Raw genomic sequence first — 18,049 nt, 5'->3', positions numbered from 1 at the left:
ATTTAGGTTCCTATTTCTTTAGTGTTTGTAGTAGTGGATCCGAAGGGTTAAGTTTCTTCAAGGTAGCGACCGCCTGTTTGTAGTCTGTCGATCCTTGGTTATCAAGCAGCATAGAGATAAGTAGCTCGTATAGCGTTGCGCTATTCGGATTCGCCTTTACGCCCTGCTTGGCAACGTCAATTGCGTCCTGTGTTTTGCTTTGCAGCTTATACAGTGTCGACAAGTTTACATACGCTTGTATGTACGTTGTATTTGCGTTTATTATGTCGCGGTATGTCTTTGCGGCTTCGTCGTACTTCTTTTGCTCGTTGTAGATATTGCCGATGACAATCTTGACGGCAGGATCCTTTTTCTTGGCATACAAACTATTGTACGCAGGCAGCGCCTTGTCGAGCTGGCGTGTGGCCAGCATCGTCTGTGCATAGACTGTCAGACGCTTTTCGTCTGTTGGTACTGCTACGTTGTCTAGCAGCTTAGCTGCCGCAGCGTAGTCGGCCCGGCCGTAATCGTCGGTAGCCTTTTGCCACGCCGCGTCGGCAGATGCTTGCTGCACAAACCACGCAATAGCTCCCGCGACAATCACGACAAGTACGACAAGTGCGTACCAATACCGCCCTAGTGCTCGGGCTAGACCCTTTACACCCTTCTTTTTTGCGCCCGACGATTCATTGCCGGCACTACCCGATGAATTATCGGTGTCTGATGTTCCCCTAGTGTCCATATCTCCCCCTTGATATATTTAGCTTCATTATATCTGCTTATGCTATATATGAAAAGGGGTAAACCTTTGTGGGTTCTTATAAAATACAGGGAGCGACTTCGCTCCCTGTATTAACTCACATAAATCAGCTAGTTTATGACTTAGCGTCGGTAACCGCCACGGCGGCTTTGGCTATGCAGTATGCGACGTTTATAGCTTTTTAGGAACATCCAGATTCCCACTACAAGGCCTACGATTGCTATCAGACCCACGATTGCTCCGATGATGACACTCCATGGGATCACCCAAAATGACTTCGTGACGTCTAGAGTTTCGTTGTTTTTGCCATAGGTAAACGTCGCTGTGACCGTGTAGTTGCCGAAGCTGCCGATATTTTTAAGCGGCACATCCCAGCGACGAGCACTGTCGGGTAGCACCATCTCGCGCGGCGTGTCGGTGTTAAAGTCGTAGCTATACACCACTTTGTCGCCCTGCTTGACTGTTATTTTGCCAAACGGACCTTCTTGTATGCTACCTGCGTTCGCAAATCGGTATGAAACCCGTATGTCGTTTGCACTCTGAAACACCGTATCAATCTTACTGCCTTGCATGATTGAAAAATCAGTCAAATTAAGCTTTTCGATTGCTTCACCAGGTACATTTAGCAATATCAACGAAGCCGCACTAGCACTCAGGTTGACAGATGCCGAGCCATCTCCCACTACAGGAGAAAACCTTACCGCACCGTAATAGCCACCTGGCTTTGCATTTGCAGGTACGTTGATCGTCAATTTGATTTCTCTCACAGTTTCTGCAGGTATGGTGACGTTTGCGATAGGCACCATGAAGCGCTTCAGGCTATGGGTAGGTGCGTATTTACTTGCGTCCAGTATCAGCGCCGGCGTACCCTTTTCGTCGCCAGCTATGAAATCGTTTTCGATCGATTGGATCGTCATAGGTACCTTAGTAAGGTTAGATACCTTTACCGTCACAGTACCACTCTTGCCAGGAGCAATCACTAGGTCGCTACGAACGGGTGAAATTTTGAGCGTATTGAGGTTGTTGTTGGTAGAGCTTGGGGTAACGGCAAATACACGCTCATCAAGAAGCACTGCAGCAAGCATTGCAACTACCAGCACTATTGCCATCAAGCGAACTGGCAACATATTCATACAAGTGGCCAGTACCCGAGAAAAAGACCTCGCCAGGATTTACGAGTGAAATTTCAAGCGTATCAGTGCCAACCGAGTTTCGAGTGTAATGCAAAGTTGCCAGTGCCGCGTTTACGTCCGAGCGTGTGCCACTAAAATATAGAGTTGAACCGGTCTGCGGGTTGGATATCGTGTTGCCATTGACATCCTCAAACGTCAAGCCTGTCGTCGTCGTCATCGACAAGCTACCATTAGTAACAAGGAGTTTTACTGGTACAGTGGAATTATCAGCCCCGTTTATAGTTACGCCCGAAATTGGCGCTGCTGTCTTAAGTTCGGTTGTTGCCGTAGGGTCAGCTGATACGGTTTCCCCACTAGCAAATACAGACTGTATGGTACCCGCACTCAAAAGCAAAAAGAGACAGAGAGCTGTCAGTACTAATGGAGCTTTTATATTTCTCAACATATGTATTGCTTTTTCTTGCCTTCCAACTAAACCATAAATCTAGTCGTACCCCCTCACACGGTTCTACAACTCTTATGCTTAAGTATAGCGCAGTTTCATGAATAGCCAAGTAAATTCATTGCAATAAAAAAACTCTGGTAACGTAGCGGCTTGGCTACTACGTTACCAGAGTGGTTGGTGCGGGGATTTGCGATTACTCACAAATATTGTCCCAGTCCACCATACTTATCTTCAGCGGTGTCGATGGTACGACCACCTCCATCACTATTCTGATTTTTACCCGTGACGAGCGTACGGATATACACTATGCGCTCACCCTTCTTGCCCGATATACGAGCCCAGTCATCCGGGTTTGTCGTATTCGGCATATCTTCGTTCTCAGCGAACTCATCGACTATCGCTTCCATGAGGTGTTGGATGCGAATGCCACGCTGTTCGGTCTCAATCATGGCCTTAATGGCGTACTTCTTGGCCCGGTCGACAATGTTTTTTATCATTGCGCCCGAATTGAAGTCTTTAAAATACATGACTTCTTTGTCGCCATTTGCATATGTCACTTCAAGGAATCGATTCTCATCAACCTCGTCGTACATACGCGTCACCGAACGCTCGATCATGCCATTGATACACGCTTGTGCGTCCCCGCCAAATTCGACAAGATCGTCAGCGTGAATCGGCAAGTCCACAGTGAGATACTTAGAAAAAATATCCGCCGTAGCTTCTGCGTCAGGTCGTTCAACCTTGATTTTCACATCTAGACGACCGGGGCGAAGTACGGCAGGATCAATCATGTCTTCACGATTGGACGCGCCAATGACCAGCACGTTTTCCAAACCTTCGACACCATCGATCTCGCTAAGCAACTGTGGCACAACCGTGCTTTCCATATCAGACGAAATGCCCGTTCCACGTGTGCGGAACATAGACTCCATCTCATCGAAAAACACGATGACCGGCACACCTTCCGCAGCCTTTTCACGGGCCCGACGGAAAATTTCACGAATATGCCGCTCGGTTTCGCCAACGAACTTGTTGAGAAGCTCCGGTCCTTTGATGTTCAGGAAGTATGCCTTCCCAGTACCATCTCCGGTCCGTTCTTTCATCTTTTTCGCCAGCGAGTTCGCAACCGCTTTTGCGATCATCGTCTTGCCGCAACCCGGAGGTCCATACAGCAGCACACCCTTCGGTGGCTGCAGTTTATACTCCGCGAACAACTCCTTATAGAGGAACGGTAGTTCGACAGCGTCAAAAATCTGCTCGATTTGACGCGACAATCCACCAATGTCGTCGTAGTCGATGTCCGGAACTTCCTCCAGCACCAACTGCTCCGCATCCGACTTCGGAATCCGTTCGAACACGTACCCAGCCTTGGTGTCGACAAGCAACGTATCACCCGCCTTTAACAACGAGGAATCAATCGAATCAGCCACCAATACGATCTGTTCGCTGTCTGTTTGCGTGATAATTTGCGCACGAAGAGGTTCGTTCTCCACGTCACTGTGAAGTACTTCCTTTAACGTGCACAGCTCGCCGGTACGCATGAATCCCACGGCCTCGACAACAGTCATGGCCTCATTAACGCGGACCAACTGTCCGATACGAAGCTTGTCCATGTCGATATTCGGTGAAATCTGCACGCGCATCCTGCGGCTAGATGTATAGACATCCACCGTGTCGTCGTCATTGCAATTCAAAAGAACACCATAACCGCTCGGCGGATTGCCTAAACGATCAATTTCTTCTCGAAGCTGAAGCATTTGTTGCCTTGCTGTCTGCAACGTGTCGCTGAGCTTTTCGTTGCGTATGACGAGATTGGTGTTTTCGCCCTGAAGCGACTCCACTTTCTCCTCAAGCGCCTGAAGCTTTCGCAACTTTACTTGCAGCTCCTCAAGCTCACCATTTTGGTCGTCTTGCGACCGATTGTCATTCTCGCCCATGAGAACTCCTAAATTTTGAAAGGACAGTTCCACTCCACACTCACCTCTAATGCAGAATGGTTATTACCCTATCATAAATTCGCATCTTTTTCAAATGTGTACCGATAATTTTCGACGGTCTCATCGTATTAAAGACTACTCTGTCGACACGGCGTGATGCTTCTCTAGATATGCATCAACTCGCGCTCTAAACACTATTGAGGTTACCGCACCCAGCGCGAGTCCAACGATCAAAACGGCCCACGAAAAAACATGCATCCACTGCTCAGCTATGATACCCAAAAAGTACACCACCCAAACGACACTTCCAGACCACACGATGCCCCCGGTAGCATTTGCTCGCAAAAATTGTCCATATGGCATCTTTAAAATACCCGCCAACGGACCGGCAAGAATTCGCAATATGGCAACGAAACGTCCAAAAAATACCGTTTTCACACCATGCTCATGAAAGACACTCTCGGCCAATTTAATTGAACGTGAATTGATATGCCTTGGAAACAATCGTTCTAAAAACCTCAGTAATTTATAGCCCTGCTCTCGACCAATGTAATAACCAATCGAATCACCCACAATGGCTCCAGTTGCACCGGCAGCCCAAATTATCCATGGATTTGCTATACCTTGACTGGATAACAATGCCGCACTCGTTAGAGTTAACTCACCTGGCAGCGGTACCCCCAGGCTCTCAATTCCAACCACAAGCAACACGGCTACGTAAATCACCATAGGTGGCAACGCATACAACCAAGCGAGTACATCTATATGCATATACCCAGTGTACCATTAGCGTAAGCTTGTCTTAGTCTTGATATCTAAAGGCCATCTATACGAAGTCCGCCACTAGGTGGACACCCCCCTACACCAAATACTTATATATGTACTTTGTTGTTTTCCACTAGAATCTCTTGGTGCTCTTCTGTGAGCTCACGATATTCCTTTGAGTGTACTAACAATTGATTTTTTTGAGCAGTCGAAAGATCAAAAATTCTTTGTAGCAAATCGTCTACTTCTTGTGTAATTGTACGAACGGAATTTAATCCGGCTTTTGGATTAGTAGATGTAATCTTTTCGATATAGTCATTGCGAAATTTTTGAGTAATTTCTTCAAAAATTGCCAACCTTTTAACAACGTTTTTTGAACTTTTTAACGGTAATGCGTTAATGCGTTTCTCATATTGATTACGCATGCTAATAATAGTTATTAGATCCCAGCCTTTTTCACTTATCGCTACAAGAAGTCCACCGTTTTGATTTGTTAGCACCTGCTTACGTCGAGTTATGTACGCTAGACGTTCGCGATGGCTACTCTTTATCTGTTTTCGTTCACGACGAACCTGCCGACGTAACCTAAGTCGGCGAAATAGCGATGCATGCCCATCGATAATCGTTACCCCATGTTCAGCAGCCACAATTGTCGAAAGAGTTGCTGAAACAACGTGTGAAAGTAATTCATCTAATTCTTGGTCTGGCTTGGTCAAAAGCATTTCGGCATTTCTATATGCCGTTCTGTCACTGGTGTACATTTTCTCTAGAAAACGTGTCTGAATTTCGCTAATACGTGCTTCAACCAGTTGGCGCACTTTTTCATTTAACTCATCTTCTGCCAGTATAAGTTGTTTTTTCATGTCGATACGGAATGTTTTGTCGACACGCTTAGATTCTAGCTGCTTAATCAACGGATTCAGTTCATTCTTCCATGCATATAGTACGTCATATGCAGAGACAGTTTCCGTCTCGATCTTTTTTAGCAGTTTCCGTTCTCGTGGGCTAAAACGTAACAGCGACGACTCCGCCTGAGCACGAAAATGCTCTCTATCCATCAAGACCATATCGATCATAGCCTGTTTGTCGAGTAGTTCATTCTGACTGATAGTAGAGTTTTTCATGATTATTGCACCCTAATACGAGAATAAGAAAGATCCATTGTCGTTTGCCACATGTTACCAGGCTTGTTAAAGCGACGGATCCTACCGTTGACCTTACGGATACGTACGAGCGCCGGGCTATATGGTGCCAATGTCTTGTAAAAATCGATATCCGATTCTGTAGAAATCTCGCGGCCAGGAAACACGGACAAAAATGCATTTTTGCCGTATCGTTCGAAGTAATTAACATCATGTGCAGGGGGATAGTAATATTCTGCATCCAAACCCATTAGTCTAATCTGTGATTTGATGTCTCGTAAAGTAGTAGGCTCGTTAGTTTCACAAAGTGCATACATAGCGCCATTTGTGTTAAAAATCGTCGTATAAGAATCGTCTTGTGTCATCTCTACGTCAGAAGCAACAATGGTATTAATACGTAAATCCACACCAAAATTCTCTTTACACAAACGCTTAATGCGCATTTTTTCTGCCAACTCGTACTCTCTATCACTCATAATTTTGATAGTATATCATTTTTGTGATTATTTTTCAATTATGTACGGTGGTAGGCACACTACAAAATTAAACATCGTACAATATTAATGTCGGCAACGAAAACCCCGTATAACGACAAATATTTTTCGTTGCTCATAGTCGTCAGTTTAACGGCCGTCACCCTAGCTTGGCTCTTCTTTAAATTTTCTCAAAAATCTTCGCACGCAAATACTATGTAAATTCTCTGTGAAATACATGCTAGATCATCGTACGGATTTTGAACCGTGTAATTATTTTCCTATAGCACATCTTGTGGCGCAGATCGCATTAATTCCCCTGATTACGCCCAGCTTCAGCCAACATGTCTCTGCGATAATCAGTTTCAGTCCAATACGGCACATCGACAACTCCTGCATTTACAAGTATCAGACCTTCGATAATCTCTTTAGCCTTTATGGCCTGCTTCTTGTTAAGACCTTTTATTCTCAGTTCGTGTTGCGTATTTTTACCAATAATTCTCAGGCCTCCAAAAAGGGGAGTTTCGATATATACTACTCTTCCAATATCTCTCACGGGCATAGTTTCCGTAGACGAAACGAAAAATTGGTTGACAATGACAGATATTGTTTTTCCTGGATTACTAATTCATCCGGAAAAAGTTCAACAAAATAAGAAGCACGCAGTTTAAACAGTTCGCGATTACGATTTGCACCAAGAGGCAATGTATCTAACCTATTTTGACTCGTACTCATTAATGCCGGATACGTCGCGACGCGCCCGGGCTGTAATGTCGTATTTGTCATAGCTTCCTCCTATTCTCCACTCACATTTTTATAACGTACCAAAGCTCTATGGCGGGGTCAGACTGAGGCAATTTTTACCCATATTCAGGAAGAGACTCGTGAATGAGCCTCTTCCTCTGAAAACTTCTCCACTTTTTCTTGTTGCTTGAAATAGCGATTTTTTTTGGTTCTGAAAGCGGCGCTAGCGGCACCTTTACTGTCAACACTCCTTCGTTAAGATGTGCTTCGATTTTGTCAGCGTCCGCACGCTTTGGCAAAGCGATACGACGATAAAAGCTGCTTGAACTTTCGCGCACAACGTATTTTTTATCTTTATCCTCTTCTTTTTCGTGCCGTTCTGCGCTAACAATCAAAGAGCCTTCCTCAACCTGAATGTTTATATCGTCCTGATCAAAGTTTGGCAGATGAGCCTCAACGACCAGCTCGTTGTCTTTTGTATAAACATCCGTAGTAGGAATGTTCATTCCCTTGACCGGTGACATCCAATCGTCACCGAAAAACTGTTTTTGTAATACAGAAAGTTCTGTAAAAGGATCCCACTTTACAAGATTGCTCATAATTTTCTCCTTTCATCATTGTTTTAATGGTTTCCAGAGAAGCATAAAAGCTTCTATATATAGTATAGAAAATTGGCACTCTCGTGTCAAGAGTGCCAATTATACTTTTTACGACTGGATATCGGCTAAAGCCTCCTCCGTTTCCAAACATAATCATTTTCCTGTATAATTATAGAAGGAGCAACGCTACCTAAAAAGATACAGGCGCGTTCGGCAAGTAAGAGCCGATACGTGCTTTTTTATAGGAGCTAAGATGAAAAATATTATCATCGACTTTCTATTGAATATCGTTGCTAGTGTTATGGCTACGATTATTGTTCACATTATTATTAGATAATTGCGACTGGATATCGCTCCGTTTCACTCCGCTCCTCCGCTTGCTTATTCTGGCAAAAGTAAACTTTTCCAGAATTTCGCTGCGCTGCGCCGAACCAGTGGCTAGCGCCAGCTAAAGCTGTCGCGCCACTGGTTCGAAAAACACGTAGTGGGAGCCAAGCAAAAGCCACCCTTGCGGGTGGCTATTGCTTGGCTCCGGCGACTGGATTCGAACCAGTGGCCATTCGATTAACAGTCGAATGCTCTACCGCTGAGCTACGCCGGAATAACAGAACCCGCTAGCTGCGGCATGAGAGCAAGCTTAGACAAGGATTCTAGAGGTAATTGTACATAATATAAGGGTAGTTCGTCAAGCTATCAAGCGAACTGCTTGACTATATTCCTGGCAAAGGCACTTCGCACATATGCTTGCGTTGCAAATCAAAAAATCTGACAAACCGAACCGCCTCGTGGCCAAGCTCACGTTTCGAACGCCTGACTGAAAGGTTATATAGCTCGTCTCGTACTAATTTAAATGCTTGTAGCGCCGTAATTTCCTCTTGCTCTAGCTCCTCGCAAATACGCAGAGCGTAGCCGGCCAGAGCATCGCTCGGCAGGGGTTCCGGTGGCACATCGTCGTGCAAACCCTGATGTTCGTTTTGAGTTCGCATACGGCGCATAGGCACGATCATCGCAGGGCTCTCACGCCAGTCGTTTGTTAAGCCCCCACTTTTATACCCCCTGCGAGGGTATAAAGTATGATGATAATCCCATCCTGTTGGCAGCTTTGTTTGCTCAATCATAGCCTTTATGGCTACTACTATGCACGGACGCAATTCAAAAAACAACCTTTAATCGTATATTCAGTTATGGTTGACGAAATTTACAGCCACTCATATACTTGCGTAAAATCAACATCCGCAAAAAGCAGACGTTCGGGGTATAGGGTAAGGTGCGTATCATCTATTTGTATGGCTTATTAATTTTTGCGCAGTGCGCCACGTCTTCGTACGTGGCCTTTTTATTTGCTATATATAATATATGGAAAGCACAAGGAGTATGGTATACTCAAAAGTAACCTTAACAGAGGTGGGATTTACAAGAGGGTTCCATTGAGAGTGAAACAGACACAACATAAAACAAAACACACAGATAGTGGGGTGAAGCAACGCCCTTCCTCTGTTTTGTTGCGTGCCAAACCACACGCAAAACGCTTGTCTCACCATGGCAAGCGCATTGCCGTCAAGGGTGTGAAGGCCGGTGCGGCCGTTGTAAAAACAACACACCGCCATATAGCGAAACGTCCTCACGAGCACCTACGGAGCAAACTGCGGTGGTACGACGCATGGCACGACAAAAAGTACCACTCGCACATGCATACATATATATTGGTCTTATATTCGCTGGTTGTCGGCGTTGCAATGTTCGGCGCCTACGAAAAAGCTTTTGCCCTCTCTGACTTGGTAGATTCATTTAATTTCTCAAACAGTAGCGATTATTCATTTGATTCTGGCATCGAGCTTCCCGGATCCGACGCTCAGTTCAAAGCTCAAAACTATGCCAACGATGCAAATACTGCCGCCCTCTACCACATGGACGAATCAACCGGCTCGACACTTACGGACAGCTCGTCCAACGGCAATAACGGTACCGTCAGTAACGCAACGTTTAGTGCAGGAAACCTCAACAACGCCTTGTCACTCAATGGTTCAACGTCGTCCGTCAGTGTACCCGACTCACCTTCTTTGTCGCTGTCACAAAAAAACACAATCGAAGCCTGGACTCAGTTCAGCAGCAACTTCTCTGCCGGTAGCGACACACAGCGCCAAACGATTGTCGATAAGGGCGACTACCAACTGTACTACGACAACGAGACTGGCAAAGTCGTTTATGAGCTTGCCGACAAAAACGCCAACAGTTGGTCGCTCGCCGGTGGCAACGATACAAATGGCAGCTGGGACCAAAACGGCAAGCGTGCCGTTAATGCAATCGTCAAAATGGGCTCCGACTACTACTACGGTATCGGTAACGACACGGGTGACGCCGAAGTCTGGAAATGGGACGGTAGCAGCTGGACGCAAATTGGTGGCGGACCGTCATCCATACACAACAGCTGGGACGCCAACACATACGAAGGTGTTTATTCGCTTACTACCGACGGCACCAACCTATATGCCGGTCTTGGTCTGTCTAGCGGTGACGGCGAAGTCTGGAAATGGAACGGTTCGTCATGGAGCAAAATTGGTGGCGACAGTGTCAACGGCGGCTGGACGAATTACGCCGAACAGGTGTGGACGCTTGACTACTTTGGCGGCAAACTCTATGCCGGAATCGGTAACTCTGCCAACGACGCCGAGGTATGGGAGTGGGATGGCAGCTCATGGACAAAGATTGGTGGCGACAGCGTCAATAGTGGCTGGACGGCGAATTTTGAACGAGTCGCCGCACTCACTGATGACGGCACACACCTGTATGCCGGACTTGGCGTATCTGCCAACGACGCCGAAGTGTGGGAGTGGGATGGCAGTTCATGGACAAAGATCGGTGGCGACAGCATCAATAGCGGCTGGACGACAAATTATGAAACTGTCGACTCTTTGCGATACTTTGGCGGCAACCTGTATGCCGGTCTTGGCGACAGCAGCGGTGACGCCGAGGTGTGGAAATGGGGCGGGACGTCGTGGACAAAGATTGGTGGCGATGGCGTTAATAGTGGCTGGGGTGGTGGCTACGAACAAGTCGCTTCTCTCGCCTATGACGGCACCAACCTCTACGCTGGATTAGGCACAAGCAACGGCGACGGTGAGGTCTGGAAGTGGGGCGGATCGTCATGGACAAAGATTGGTGGCGACGGAGACAATGGTAGCTGGGCAACCAATCAAGGCGACATCGTCAACACACTACTATATGACAACGGAAAACTCTACTCTGGCACGTACGATTCCGGCGGTGCGGGACTCGCCTATACATGGGACGGTTCGTCGTGGACACAAATTGGCGGTGATTACGTAAACAATAGCTGGGGCTTCTACGGCTTTTCGGCAGTGCAAGTCATGCAGGCACAGGGCGGCTACTTGTACGCCGGCATGGGCAACACTACAGGAGCAGCTGCTGTCTTCCGTTATGACGGCTCGACCTGGAATCTCATTGGCGGGCAAGGAATTAACGGCAGCTGGGACGCCAATACGTATGAGTACGTATATAGCATGGCAAGCTACGACAACCATTTAATCGTTGGCCTTGGCAACACTGCCAGCGGCTCGACGGCCGACGGCGAAGTCTGGGAATGGGACGGCAGCTCATGGACGAAGATTGGTGGCAACGGTGTCAACAGTAGCTGGCAGGCGTCCAGTCATTACGGCGAAGTTGACTCTATGGCTAGCTACAACGGGTATCTCTACGCGGGTCTGGGTGCTGGCAGTAGAGACGGCGAAGTCTGGCGATGGGACGGATCAACCTGGACGCAAATAGGTGGCGACAGCTTAAACGGTGGCTGGACCACTTATGCTGAAAATGTTTACTCATTGGCGGTCTACGACGGCAAGCTCATTGCCGGTCTAGGTCGGAGCAATGGCGACGGTGAAGTGTGGCAATGGGACGGCAGTGGTTGGACCAAGATTGGTGGCGATAGTACTAACGGCAGCTGGGACAGCTCCACTTACCAAGACGTCGAATCATTGATGCCATATGGAGACAAGCTTTACGCCGGCATGGGCTACGCGACCGGATCGGCAACACTGTGGCAGTACGATGGTTCAACGTGGACAGAAGTAGGTGGCGATGACATTAACGGCAGCTGGACGACAGGCACCTACGAAAGAGTTAAAACTATCGCCGTTTACAACGGTGACATTTACGCAGGGCTTGGTAACTCCACGGGCGACGGAGAAGTTTGGCGCCTGAGCGACGGCACATGGTCCAAAATTGGCGGCAACAGCATCAACAGCGGCTGGACAAACGGTGTCGAAGAAATCGAATCCTTTAGTCCCTACAAGGGCAAGCTCTATGCAGGTACGGGTCTGTCGACAAACGTCGATGCCTTGGTATGGTCATGGGGCAACAACGCCTACCTGGAATCAAGCAAGTCATCATTTGACACAAACTGGCACCACGTTGCTGCAACCTACGACGGCGCCAATATGAAGCTCTACGTCGACGGAGCGCTCGACAGCCAAACATCTGCAAATGTCCTGTTGCCAGACAGTAGCCGACCACTTCTGATTGGCAGTAGTTACGGCGGTCGCGAATATGGCAAAGCAGTTGGTACCTTTAACGGCAAGATCGACGAGCTACGCATCAGCAACGATGCTAGGTCTGGCTTCAACGCACATCCATACTCAAGTGGCTCCGAGACAATTACGCTAGCAAACGCCGTACGCGCATCTGGCGTCTGGCACTGGGACAACTTCACTACCAGCGAAACAACCAATGGTGGCAACATCACCTACCGGCTATCAAGCGACAATGGTGCCACATGGCTATATTGGGACGGCAGCGCCTGGTCGGCATCAAACAGCACCGCCGACGCCAACAACGCCACTACTGTCGACGCTCATGTAAGCACCTTCCCCGTCACATTCGACGGACTCAAGTGGCAAGCTGTCCTCACCGGCAATGGCGACCAGCGAGTTACGCTCAATAGTGTTACAACGTATGCTACATCCGACCTCACAGAGCCTTCGGTAAATGCCGGCACAATCAGCGCGTACCACGTCAAGGGTGGCGCCGCACTAGCGTCCAACGACTGGACAAACGGTGGCTCGCCCGACTTCACCTGGGCAGCCGCCGCCGACAGCGACTCCGGCATCAAAGGCTACTGCCTCTACGTAGGCACCGACAACACTGCCGATCCGGCCACAACAAAGGGGCTCCTTGGCACCTCACCAACCAATACAGGCGGCCACTGCCAATTCATGGTAACCGGTACCGAACTCGACCTTGCAACAAGTGGCTACCTAAATACAGCCCTGACAACCAGCGATTCACCGTACTACCTATCGATCAAAGCTATCGATAATGCCGGAAATGTCATTTCTTCAATGCAACAGTTCCACTTCCGCTTCGACAACACGCCACCAGCAAATCCTGGCTACATCACTTCGCCATCCGGCTTCATCAACACCAAGGCCGCAACACTCACGTGGGCAACAAGTGGTCCAAATGCACCCGTAGACAACAACTCAGGTCTGGCCGGTATGCAATACCGCATCGGCAACAGCGGCACCTGGTACGGCGACAGCCATAGTGGCACCGGCGACTCGACCGATCTTTTGGCGAACGACGGATCATACACCATGCAGTCAACGCCAGATTTCGACAATCTAGCCGAAGGCATCAACAACATCTACTTCCGCACTTGGGACAATGCAGGTAATGTCACAACATCTTTCGTGTCGGCTGCCCTCAAAGTCAACACCAGTGGCGCACCGTCAGAACCGCAAAACGTCAACGTCTCGCCGTCAAGCAATACTGAAAACTCGTTTGCCTTTACATGGTCACCCCCTACGACATTTGTCGGTGACGTCAACAATCTCACTTATTGCTACACGGTAAATACCCTGCCGTCATCAAGTACATGTAGCTTCACGACTGCCGGAGCCTCCAACCTCTCTCCCGCAGCCTACGCCACTCAGCCTGGTGAAAACACCTTCTATATTGCCGCCAAAGACGAGTCTGGCAATATCAACTATTCGAGCTACGCCTCCGCAAACTTCACTGCCAATACTCCATCGCCGGGCATGCCGCTTAACATGGACATTGTCGATGTTTCCATCAAGTCAACGAACAACTGGCGCCTGGCGCTCACTTGGGATTCTCCTACATATACCGGCGCAGGCATCGCCAGCTACAAAATCTACCGCTCAACTGACAACACCAACTTCACCTTTGCCGGAAGTAGTACGAGTACGACATATATCGATGCCGGTCTAACTCAGCAAACGTATTACTACCAGGTAAAGGCCTGCGACAGCACCAACAACTGTAGCGCGACGGGCTCAGTGGTCAGCGCCTTGCCTACAGGCAAGTTCACATCCCCAGCAAACCTTGTCGCCGAACCTGTCGTGAGCAACATCACCACGCGCAAAGCCCGTATCGACTGGAGCACCGACCGCAATAGCGACTCAAAGATTGCCATCGGCACAAAAAGTGGCGATTATAGTGCGTCTGAAATCGGCAACTCCGACCAAGTCAGCGCTCACGAGATTGATCTCGATAACCTGGCCGCAGGCACCACCTACTACTTCGTAGCCAAGTGGACAGACGGCGACGGCAACACAGGCGTTAGCCAGGAATACCAATTCACAACGTCACCAGCGCCATCACTCGAAGAAATCACCACGACAAAAGTATCGCTCACCGCGGCAACTATCCAATTTACGTCAAAAGACTCCAGCAAAATCATTGTCTACTTCGGCAAATCGAGCGCCTTCGGCGGGGTTCAAACCGTCAACACTTCACTGAGCAAATCAACCTACAATGTTGATCTAAACGGCCTCGATGACGGCGTCAAATACTTCTACAAACTTGTCTCGTTCGATGCCGACGGCAATAGTTACGACGGCAGCATCTTCTCGTTCACTACACCACCAAGACCGCGTATCAGCAACCTACGCTTCCAGCCAGTCAAGGGAGTACCCACGAGTACGCAAAAAGTTACCTGGGACACCAACGTACCGTCGACATCTGGAATCAGTTACGCGAAAGCTGGTGGTGGTTCAGTCGACTCACTCGACACAAAAATGGTGACGCAACACGCAATAATCATCCGAGGCCTTCAGGACAACAGCGAATACACGCTCATAGCACAATCTCGTGACACCGACGGTAACCTCGCCGCCTCTGACACTCAGTCGTTCCACACTGCACTCGACACGCGCCCGCCGATAGTTAGCAATGTAACAGTCGAGCCTTCAATCCATGGCGTCGGCGCACAAGCCCGTGGCCAAGTCGTTGTCAGTTGGCACACCGACGAACCCGCCACTAGCCAAGTCGCCTATGCCGAAGGGGCACACGCCGCTGATTATAGTAGTCGTACTGCCGAAGACAGCGGACTAAGTACAGAGCATGTCGTCATCGTGACAGATTTGCCTACGTCAAAAGTCTACAGCCTTGAGCCTGTTTCAAAAGATGCCGCCGGCAACATAGCGTATGGCCAAGCTCAGTCGGCCATCATCGGCCACGCATCGGACAGCGTCATGACCATCATACTTAACACACTAAAGAATATATTTGGACTATAAAATGCCAGCCAACAAAGACCTCATCATTGCCAAAAACATCTCTGTCGAATTCAAAATCGGCGAAGATATAATATCACCGTTAAAAGACGTCAGCTTTACGCTCAGCGAAAAAAGCTTCAACATCATCTACGGACCCTCTGGTAGTGGTAAATCAACTCTGCTAAACGTCCTGACCGGCCTACAGCACCCGTCAAAGGGAAGTGTCATGTTTGCCGGCAACAACATGTACGAACTAAAGCCGGACGATTTAGCAAAGTTTCGCGCCAACGATATCGGCTTCGTCTACCAGTCGAACTACTGGATAAAAAGTCTCACCGCCCTCGAAAACGTCGCAGTGCCCCTATACTTCCTTGGCTTTACCAGAGCCGAAGCGTTTAAAAGAGCCCACGAGGCACTCAAACGCGTCAATATGGACGATTACGCCAAAAAGAACCCGCAGCTGATGTCCGGTGGTGAGCAACAGCGCATCGCCATTGCTCGCGCCCTTTCTAGCAATCCTTCCTTTATCATTGCCGACGAACCGACGGGCGCGCTCGACAGCAAAACAGGCGACTTTATCATGAGCTTGCTCGAGCAATGCGAGACTGATTTCGGCCAGACTGTTGTCTTGGTCACGCACAATATGGAATATTTACCATTAGCCGACAGCCTGCTTCACATCGAAGACGGTCATGTCGTTGAAATGCCTTCGAGCAGCATCCAGGCAACCGCCGACAAATTACTACGAGAAATGCGCGACCGTATTCATCGTCTTTCGGAGGCAAAACATGGTAAATAAAAGTCGCAAAACACCATCAAACTCCCACGACATCAAAGGCCGTTCCGGTATCCGTTGGAGCATCTTGTTTCACATGGCATGGAGCAACATCATCAACAAAAAGTTACGCTCCGCACTCACCGTCACCGGTGTTATCATCGGTATTGGTTCAATATTCTTCCTGCTTTCATTTGGCCTAGGTATCCAAGACCTCGTGACAAAACAAATCATCGGCAACCAAACCATCAAGACTGTCGTCGTGTCTACTACAAACTCCCGCATCGTCAAGCTAGACAAAGACATTGTCAAAAAAATGACATCACTCCCCCATGTCCAGGAATCAGGGCTAGTGTACTCCTTCCCAGGAAGCCTTAGCCAAAAAGGAAGCGCCGTCGATACCGTCGCCTATGGTGTCGATATGCATTACCAAGACATGGTCGCGCTAAAAATTATTGATGGTAGATTACTGACTCAGCAAGACAACAAATCGGTCCTCATAAACGATTCAGCGGCAAAAGCCATCGGCTTCAAAAATCCCAAAGACGCCGTTGGCAAGAAAATTAATCTCACCGTACCGCTCCAAGATGCAGGTGCTAAAAAAGATAGTTTCGAAAATAATTACACGGTTGTAGGACTCGTGTCTACCGGAGCAGGAAGCGAGGTGTACATACCAAGTTTCCACTTTGATCTTGCCGGTGTACCAGCCTATTCAGAAGTACAACTACTTGTCGACAACACAAACAATATACCCAATTTACGAAAACAAGTCGAAAGTATGGGCTTTCAAACCACATCACCCAGCGATACAATCGACCAAGTCAATCAAATCTTCTCGCTCTTTAACCTCGTGCTCGTCGGATTCGGCTCGGTCAGTATGGTCGTCGCCGTACTCGGTATGTTTAACACCCTCACCATATCCCTACTCGAACGAACCAAGGAAATCGGTCTTATGATGGCCATGGGTGGGCGAAACCGCGATATGAGTAGGCTGTTTATCATCGAGGCGTTGCTACTATCCGTCATGGGAGCCGCAACGGGCATCGGCTTGGCCGTAATCATTGGTCAGATTGTAAATACTGTTTTAGTGACTTTCGCTCGCCAACGTGGCGTCGAGACAGCCTTCCAGCTGTTCGCAACACCTCCGTGGCTTATCTTGTCGCTCATAGGTTTCATGGGGCTCGTTGGACTAGTCGTCGCCATACTACCGGCACGTCGTGCTCACAGAATCAACCCCATCGACGCTCTACGCCGAGAATAAACAACTCACCTACACTGTTCGCAACAACACCGGTCTGGCCTCACGCATAAATATCTCTGCCGTCTTGGGTCCGACGCCTTTGAATTTTTGTAAACGTTTCACAAATTCCTTTTCATCCGAACACCCATCGTACATATTCAGCAAGTTGCCATGATAATCACGCAAAAGCGCACGCGACATGTCTAGCAAGTTATGCGCTGTCGACTCGTCATAGCGTCGATAGTGGCCTTCACCGAGCAACCCTACCAGTTGCTGCCATGACTGAGCAGCGATTTTCTGCGGCGTATCAATGCCCTTTTCCATAAACACTTGCCAGGTTTTCCAAGCTACACCTTGTTGTATGCGTTTTCCGAACAAATACGAAGCTAAAAACCATTTAAAAAGTGTGTGTTCTTTGCGTTCTATCGTAAGTCCAAGATCTTTGGCGGTAACAATACGTTTCACTACTACCTCCTCTCTTTTACATATATTATCGAGGATAGTTTATGAATCGTCGGTGAG

15 protein-coding genes and 1 tRNA gene are annotated in these 18,049 nt (G+C 48.3%); 3 read left to right on the top strand and 13 right to left on the bottom strand.

Going from position 1 to position 18,049, the window contains the following annotated elements:
• Window positions 1-10 precede the first annotated feature (10 nt).
• From H6797_00375 to H6797_00320, 12 genes are all read right to left on the bottom strand, one after another.
• The gene (locus tag H6797_00375) at window positions 11-721 is read right to left on the bottom strand and encodes a hypothetical protein (protein USN96646.1); all 711 of its coding nucleotides are present in this window, start codon (window positions 719-721) and stop codon (window positions 11-13) included.
• Between the two features lie 140 nt (window positions 722-861).
• Window positions 862-1,872: a DUF916 domain-containing protein gene (locus tag H6797_00370; GenBank protein USN96645.1), complete on the bottom strand. Its 1,011-nt coding sequence runs from the start codon at window positions 1,870-1,872 to the stop codon at window positions 862-864.
• Complete coding sequence (locus tag H6797_00365) at window positions 1,802-2,317, bottom strand: hypothetical protein (GenBank protein USN96644.1); 516 nt, start codon at window positions 2,315-2,317, stop codon at window positions 1,802-1,804. The genes H6797_00370 and H6797_00365 overlap by 71 nt, the downstream gene beginning before the upstream one ends.
• Window positions 2,318-2,514: 197 nt before the next feature.
• Window positions 2,515-4,254 (bottom strand): proteasome ATPase, encoded by a 1,740-nt coding sequence (arc, locus tag H6797_00360; GenBank protein USN96643.1) that lies wholly within the window; start codon window positions 4,252-4,254, stop codon window positions 2,515-2,517.
• Between the two features lie 135 nt (window positions 4,255-4,389).
• Window positions 4,390-5,025, bottom strand: a complete 636-nt coding sequence (locus H6797_00355) for a DedA family protein (protein ID USN96642.1) — start codon at window positions 5,023-5,025, stop codon at window positions 4,390-4,392.
• Window positions 5,026-5,126: 101 nt separating this feature from the next.
• Window positions 5,127-6,143 carry a hypothetical protein gene (locus H6797_00350; protein ID USN96641.1) on the bottom strand — a complete coding sequence of 339 codons (1,017 nt, stop codon included), beginning with the start codon at window positions 6,141-6,143 and terminating at the stop codon, window positions 5,127-5,129.
• Window positions 6,144-6,145: 2 nt separating this feature from the next.
• Entirely contained in the window at window positions 6,146-6,637 is a 492-nt protein-coding gene (locus tag H6797_00345; protein USN96640.1) for a hypothetical protein, read from the bottom strand.
• A gap of 307 nt (window positions 6,638-6,944) precedes the next feature.
• Window positions 6,945-7,190 carry a hypothetical protein gene (locus H6797_00340; GenBank protein ID USN96639.1) on the bottom strand — a complete coding sequence of 82 codons (246 nt, stop codon included), beginning with the start codon at window positions 7,188-7,190 and terminating at the stop codon, window positions 6,945-6,947.
• On the bottom strand, window positions 7,187-7,420 hold the full coding sequence (locus H6797_00335; protein ID USN96638.1) for a hypothetical protein: 234 nt from the start codon (window positions 7,418-7,420) through the stop codon (window positions 7,187-7,189). Before H6797_00335 ends, H6797_00340 begins: the two co-directional genes overlap by 4 nt.
• A gap of 74 nt (window positions 7,421-7,494) precedes the next feature.
• Entirely contained in the window at window positions 7,495-7,977 is a 483-nt protein-coding gene (locus tag H6797_00330; GenBank protein USN96637.1) for an Hsp20/alpha crystallin family protein, read from the bottom strand.
• Between the two features lie 526 nt (window positions 7,978-8,503).
• Window positions 8,504-8,578 (bottom strand) — tRNA-Asn (locus tag H6797_00325).
• Between the two features lie 109 nt (window positions 8,579-8,687).
• On the bottom strand, window positions 8,688-9,095 hold the full coding sequence (locus tag H6797_00320) for a hypothetical protein (protein USN96636.1): 408 nt from the start codon (window positions 9,093-9,095) through the stop codon (window positions 8,688-8,690).
• A gap of 315 nt (window positions 9,096-9,410) precedes the next feature.
• Between H6797_00320 and H6797_00315 the strand changes: the two genes are divergently transcribed.
• The 3 genes from H6797_00315 to H6797_00305 are packed head-to-tail and all read left to right on the top strand — an operon-like array spanning window position 9,411 to window position 17,548.
• Window positions 9,411-15,533 carry a hypothetical protein gene (locus tag H6797_00315; protein ID USN96635.1) on the top strand — a complete coding sequence of 2,041 codons (6,123 nt, stop codon included), beginning with the start codon at window positions 9,411-9,413 and terminating at the stop codon, window positions 15,531-15,533.
• Window position 15,534: 1 nt separating this feature from the next.
• A complete protein-coding gene (locus H6797_00310) occupies window positions 15,535-16,311 on the top strand; it encodes an ABC transporter ATP-binding protein (GenBank protein ID USN96634.1) in 777 nt (258 codons plus the stop codon).
• On the top strand, window positions 16,301-17,548 hold the full coding sequence (locus H6797_00305) for an ABC transporter permease (protein ID USN96633.1): 1,248 nt from the start codon (window positions 16,301-16,303) through the stop codon (window positions 17,546-17,548). Before H6797_00310 ends, H6797_00305 begins: the two co-directional genes overlap by 11 nt.
• Before the next feature lie 9 nt (window positions 17,549-17,557).
• Here the strand turns inward: H6797_00305 and H6797_00300 are convergent, their stop codons facing one another.
• Complete coding sequence (locus tag H6797_00300) at window positions 17,558-17,992, bottom strand: DNA methylase (GenBank protein USN96632.1); 435 nt, start codon at window positions 17,990-17,992, stop codon at window positions 17,558-17,560.
• Between the last annotated feature and the right edge of the window lie 57 nt (window positions 17,993-18,049).

Source organism: Candidatus Nomurabacteria bacterium (assembly GCA_023898645.1).
Taxonomy (GTDB): Bacteria; Patescibacteriota; Saccharimonadia; order Saccharimonadales; family Saccharimonadaceae; genus UBA2112.
The sequence above is the reverse complement of the archived record's forward strand: the minus strand, read 5'-3'. Positions and strand labels throughout refer to the sequence as shown.

Bases quoted from the DNA above. Each gene is read 5' to 3' on its own strand.
- H6797_00375 (USN96646.1), bottom strand. From the start codon at position 721: ATGGACACTAGGGGAACATCAGACACCGATAATTCATCGGGTAGTGCC.
- H6797_00370 (USN96645.1), bottom strand. From the start codon at position 1,872: ATGAATATGTTGCCAGTTCGCTTGATGGCAATAGTGCTGGTAGTTGCA.
- H6797_00365 (USN96644.1), bottom strand. From the start codon at position 2,317: ATGTTGAGAAATATAAAAGCTCCATTAGTACTGACAGCTCTCTGTCTC.
- arc (USN96643.1), bottom strand. From the start codon at position 4,254: ATGGGCGAGAATGACAATCGGTCGCAAGACGACCAAAATGGTGAGCTT.
- H6797_00355 (USN96642.1), bottom strand. From the start codon at position 5,025: ATGCATATAGATGTACTCGCTTGGTTGTATGCGTTGCCACCTATGGTG.
- H6797_00350 (USN96641.1), bottom strand. From the start codon at position 6,143: ATGAAAAACTCTACTATCAGTCAGAATGAACTACTCGACAAACAGGCT.
- H6797_00345 (USN96640.1), bottom strand. From the start codon at position 6,637: ATGAGTGATAGAGAGTACGAGTTGGCAGAAAAAATGCGCATTAAGCGT.
- H6797_00335 (USN96638.1), bottom strand. From the start codon at position 7,420: ATGACAAATACGACATTACAGCCCGGGCGCGTCGCGACGTATCCGGCA.
- H6797_00330 (USN96637.1), bottom strand. From the start codon at position 7,977: ATGAGCAATCTTGTAAAGTGGGATCCTTTTACAGAACTTTCTGTATTA.
- H6797_00320 (USN96636.1), bottom strand. From the start codon at position 9,095: ATGATTGAGCAAACAAAGCTGCCAACAGGATGGGATTATCATCATACT.
- H6797_00310 (USN96634.1), top strand. From the start codon at position 15,535: ATGCCAGCCAACAAAGACCTCATCATTGCCAAAAACATCTCTGTCGAA.
- H6797_00305 (USN96633.1), top strand. From the start codon at position 16,301: ATGGTAAATAAAAGTCGCAAAACACCATCAAACTCCCACGACATCAAA.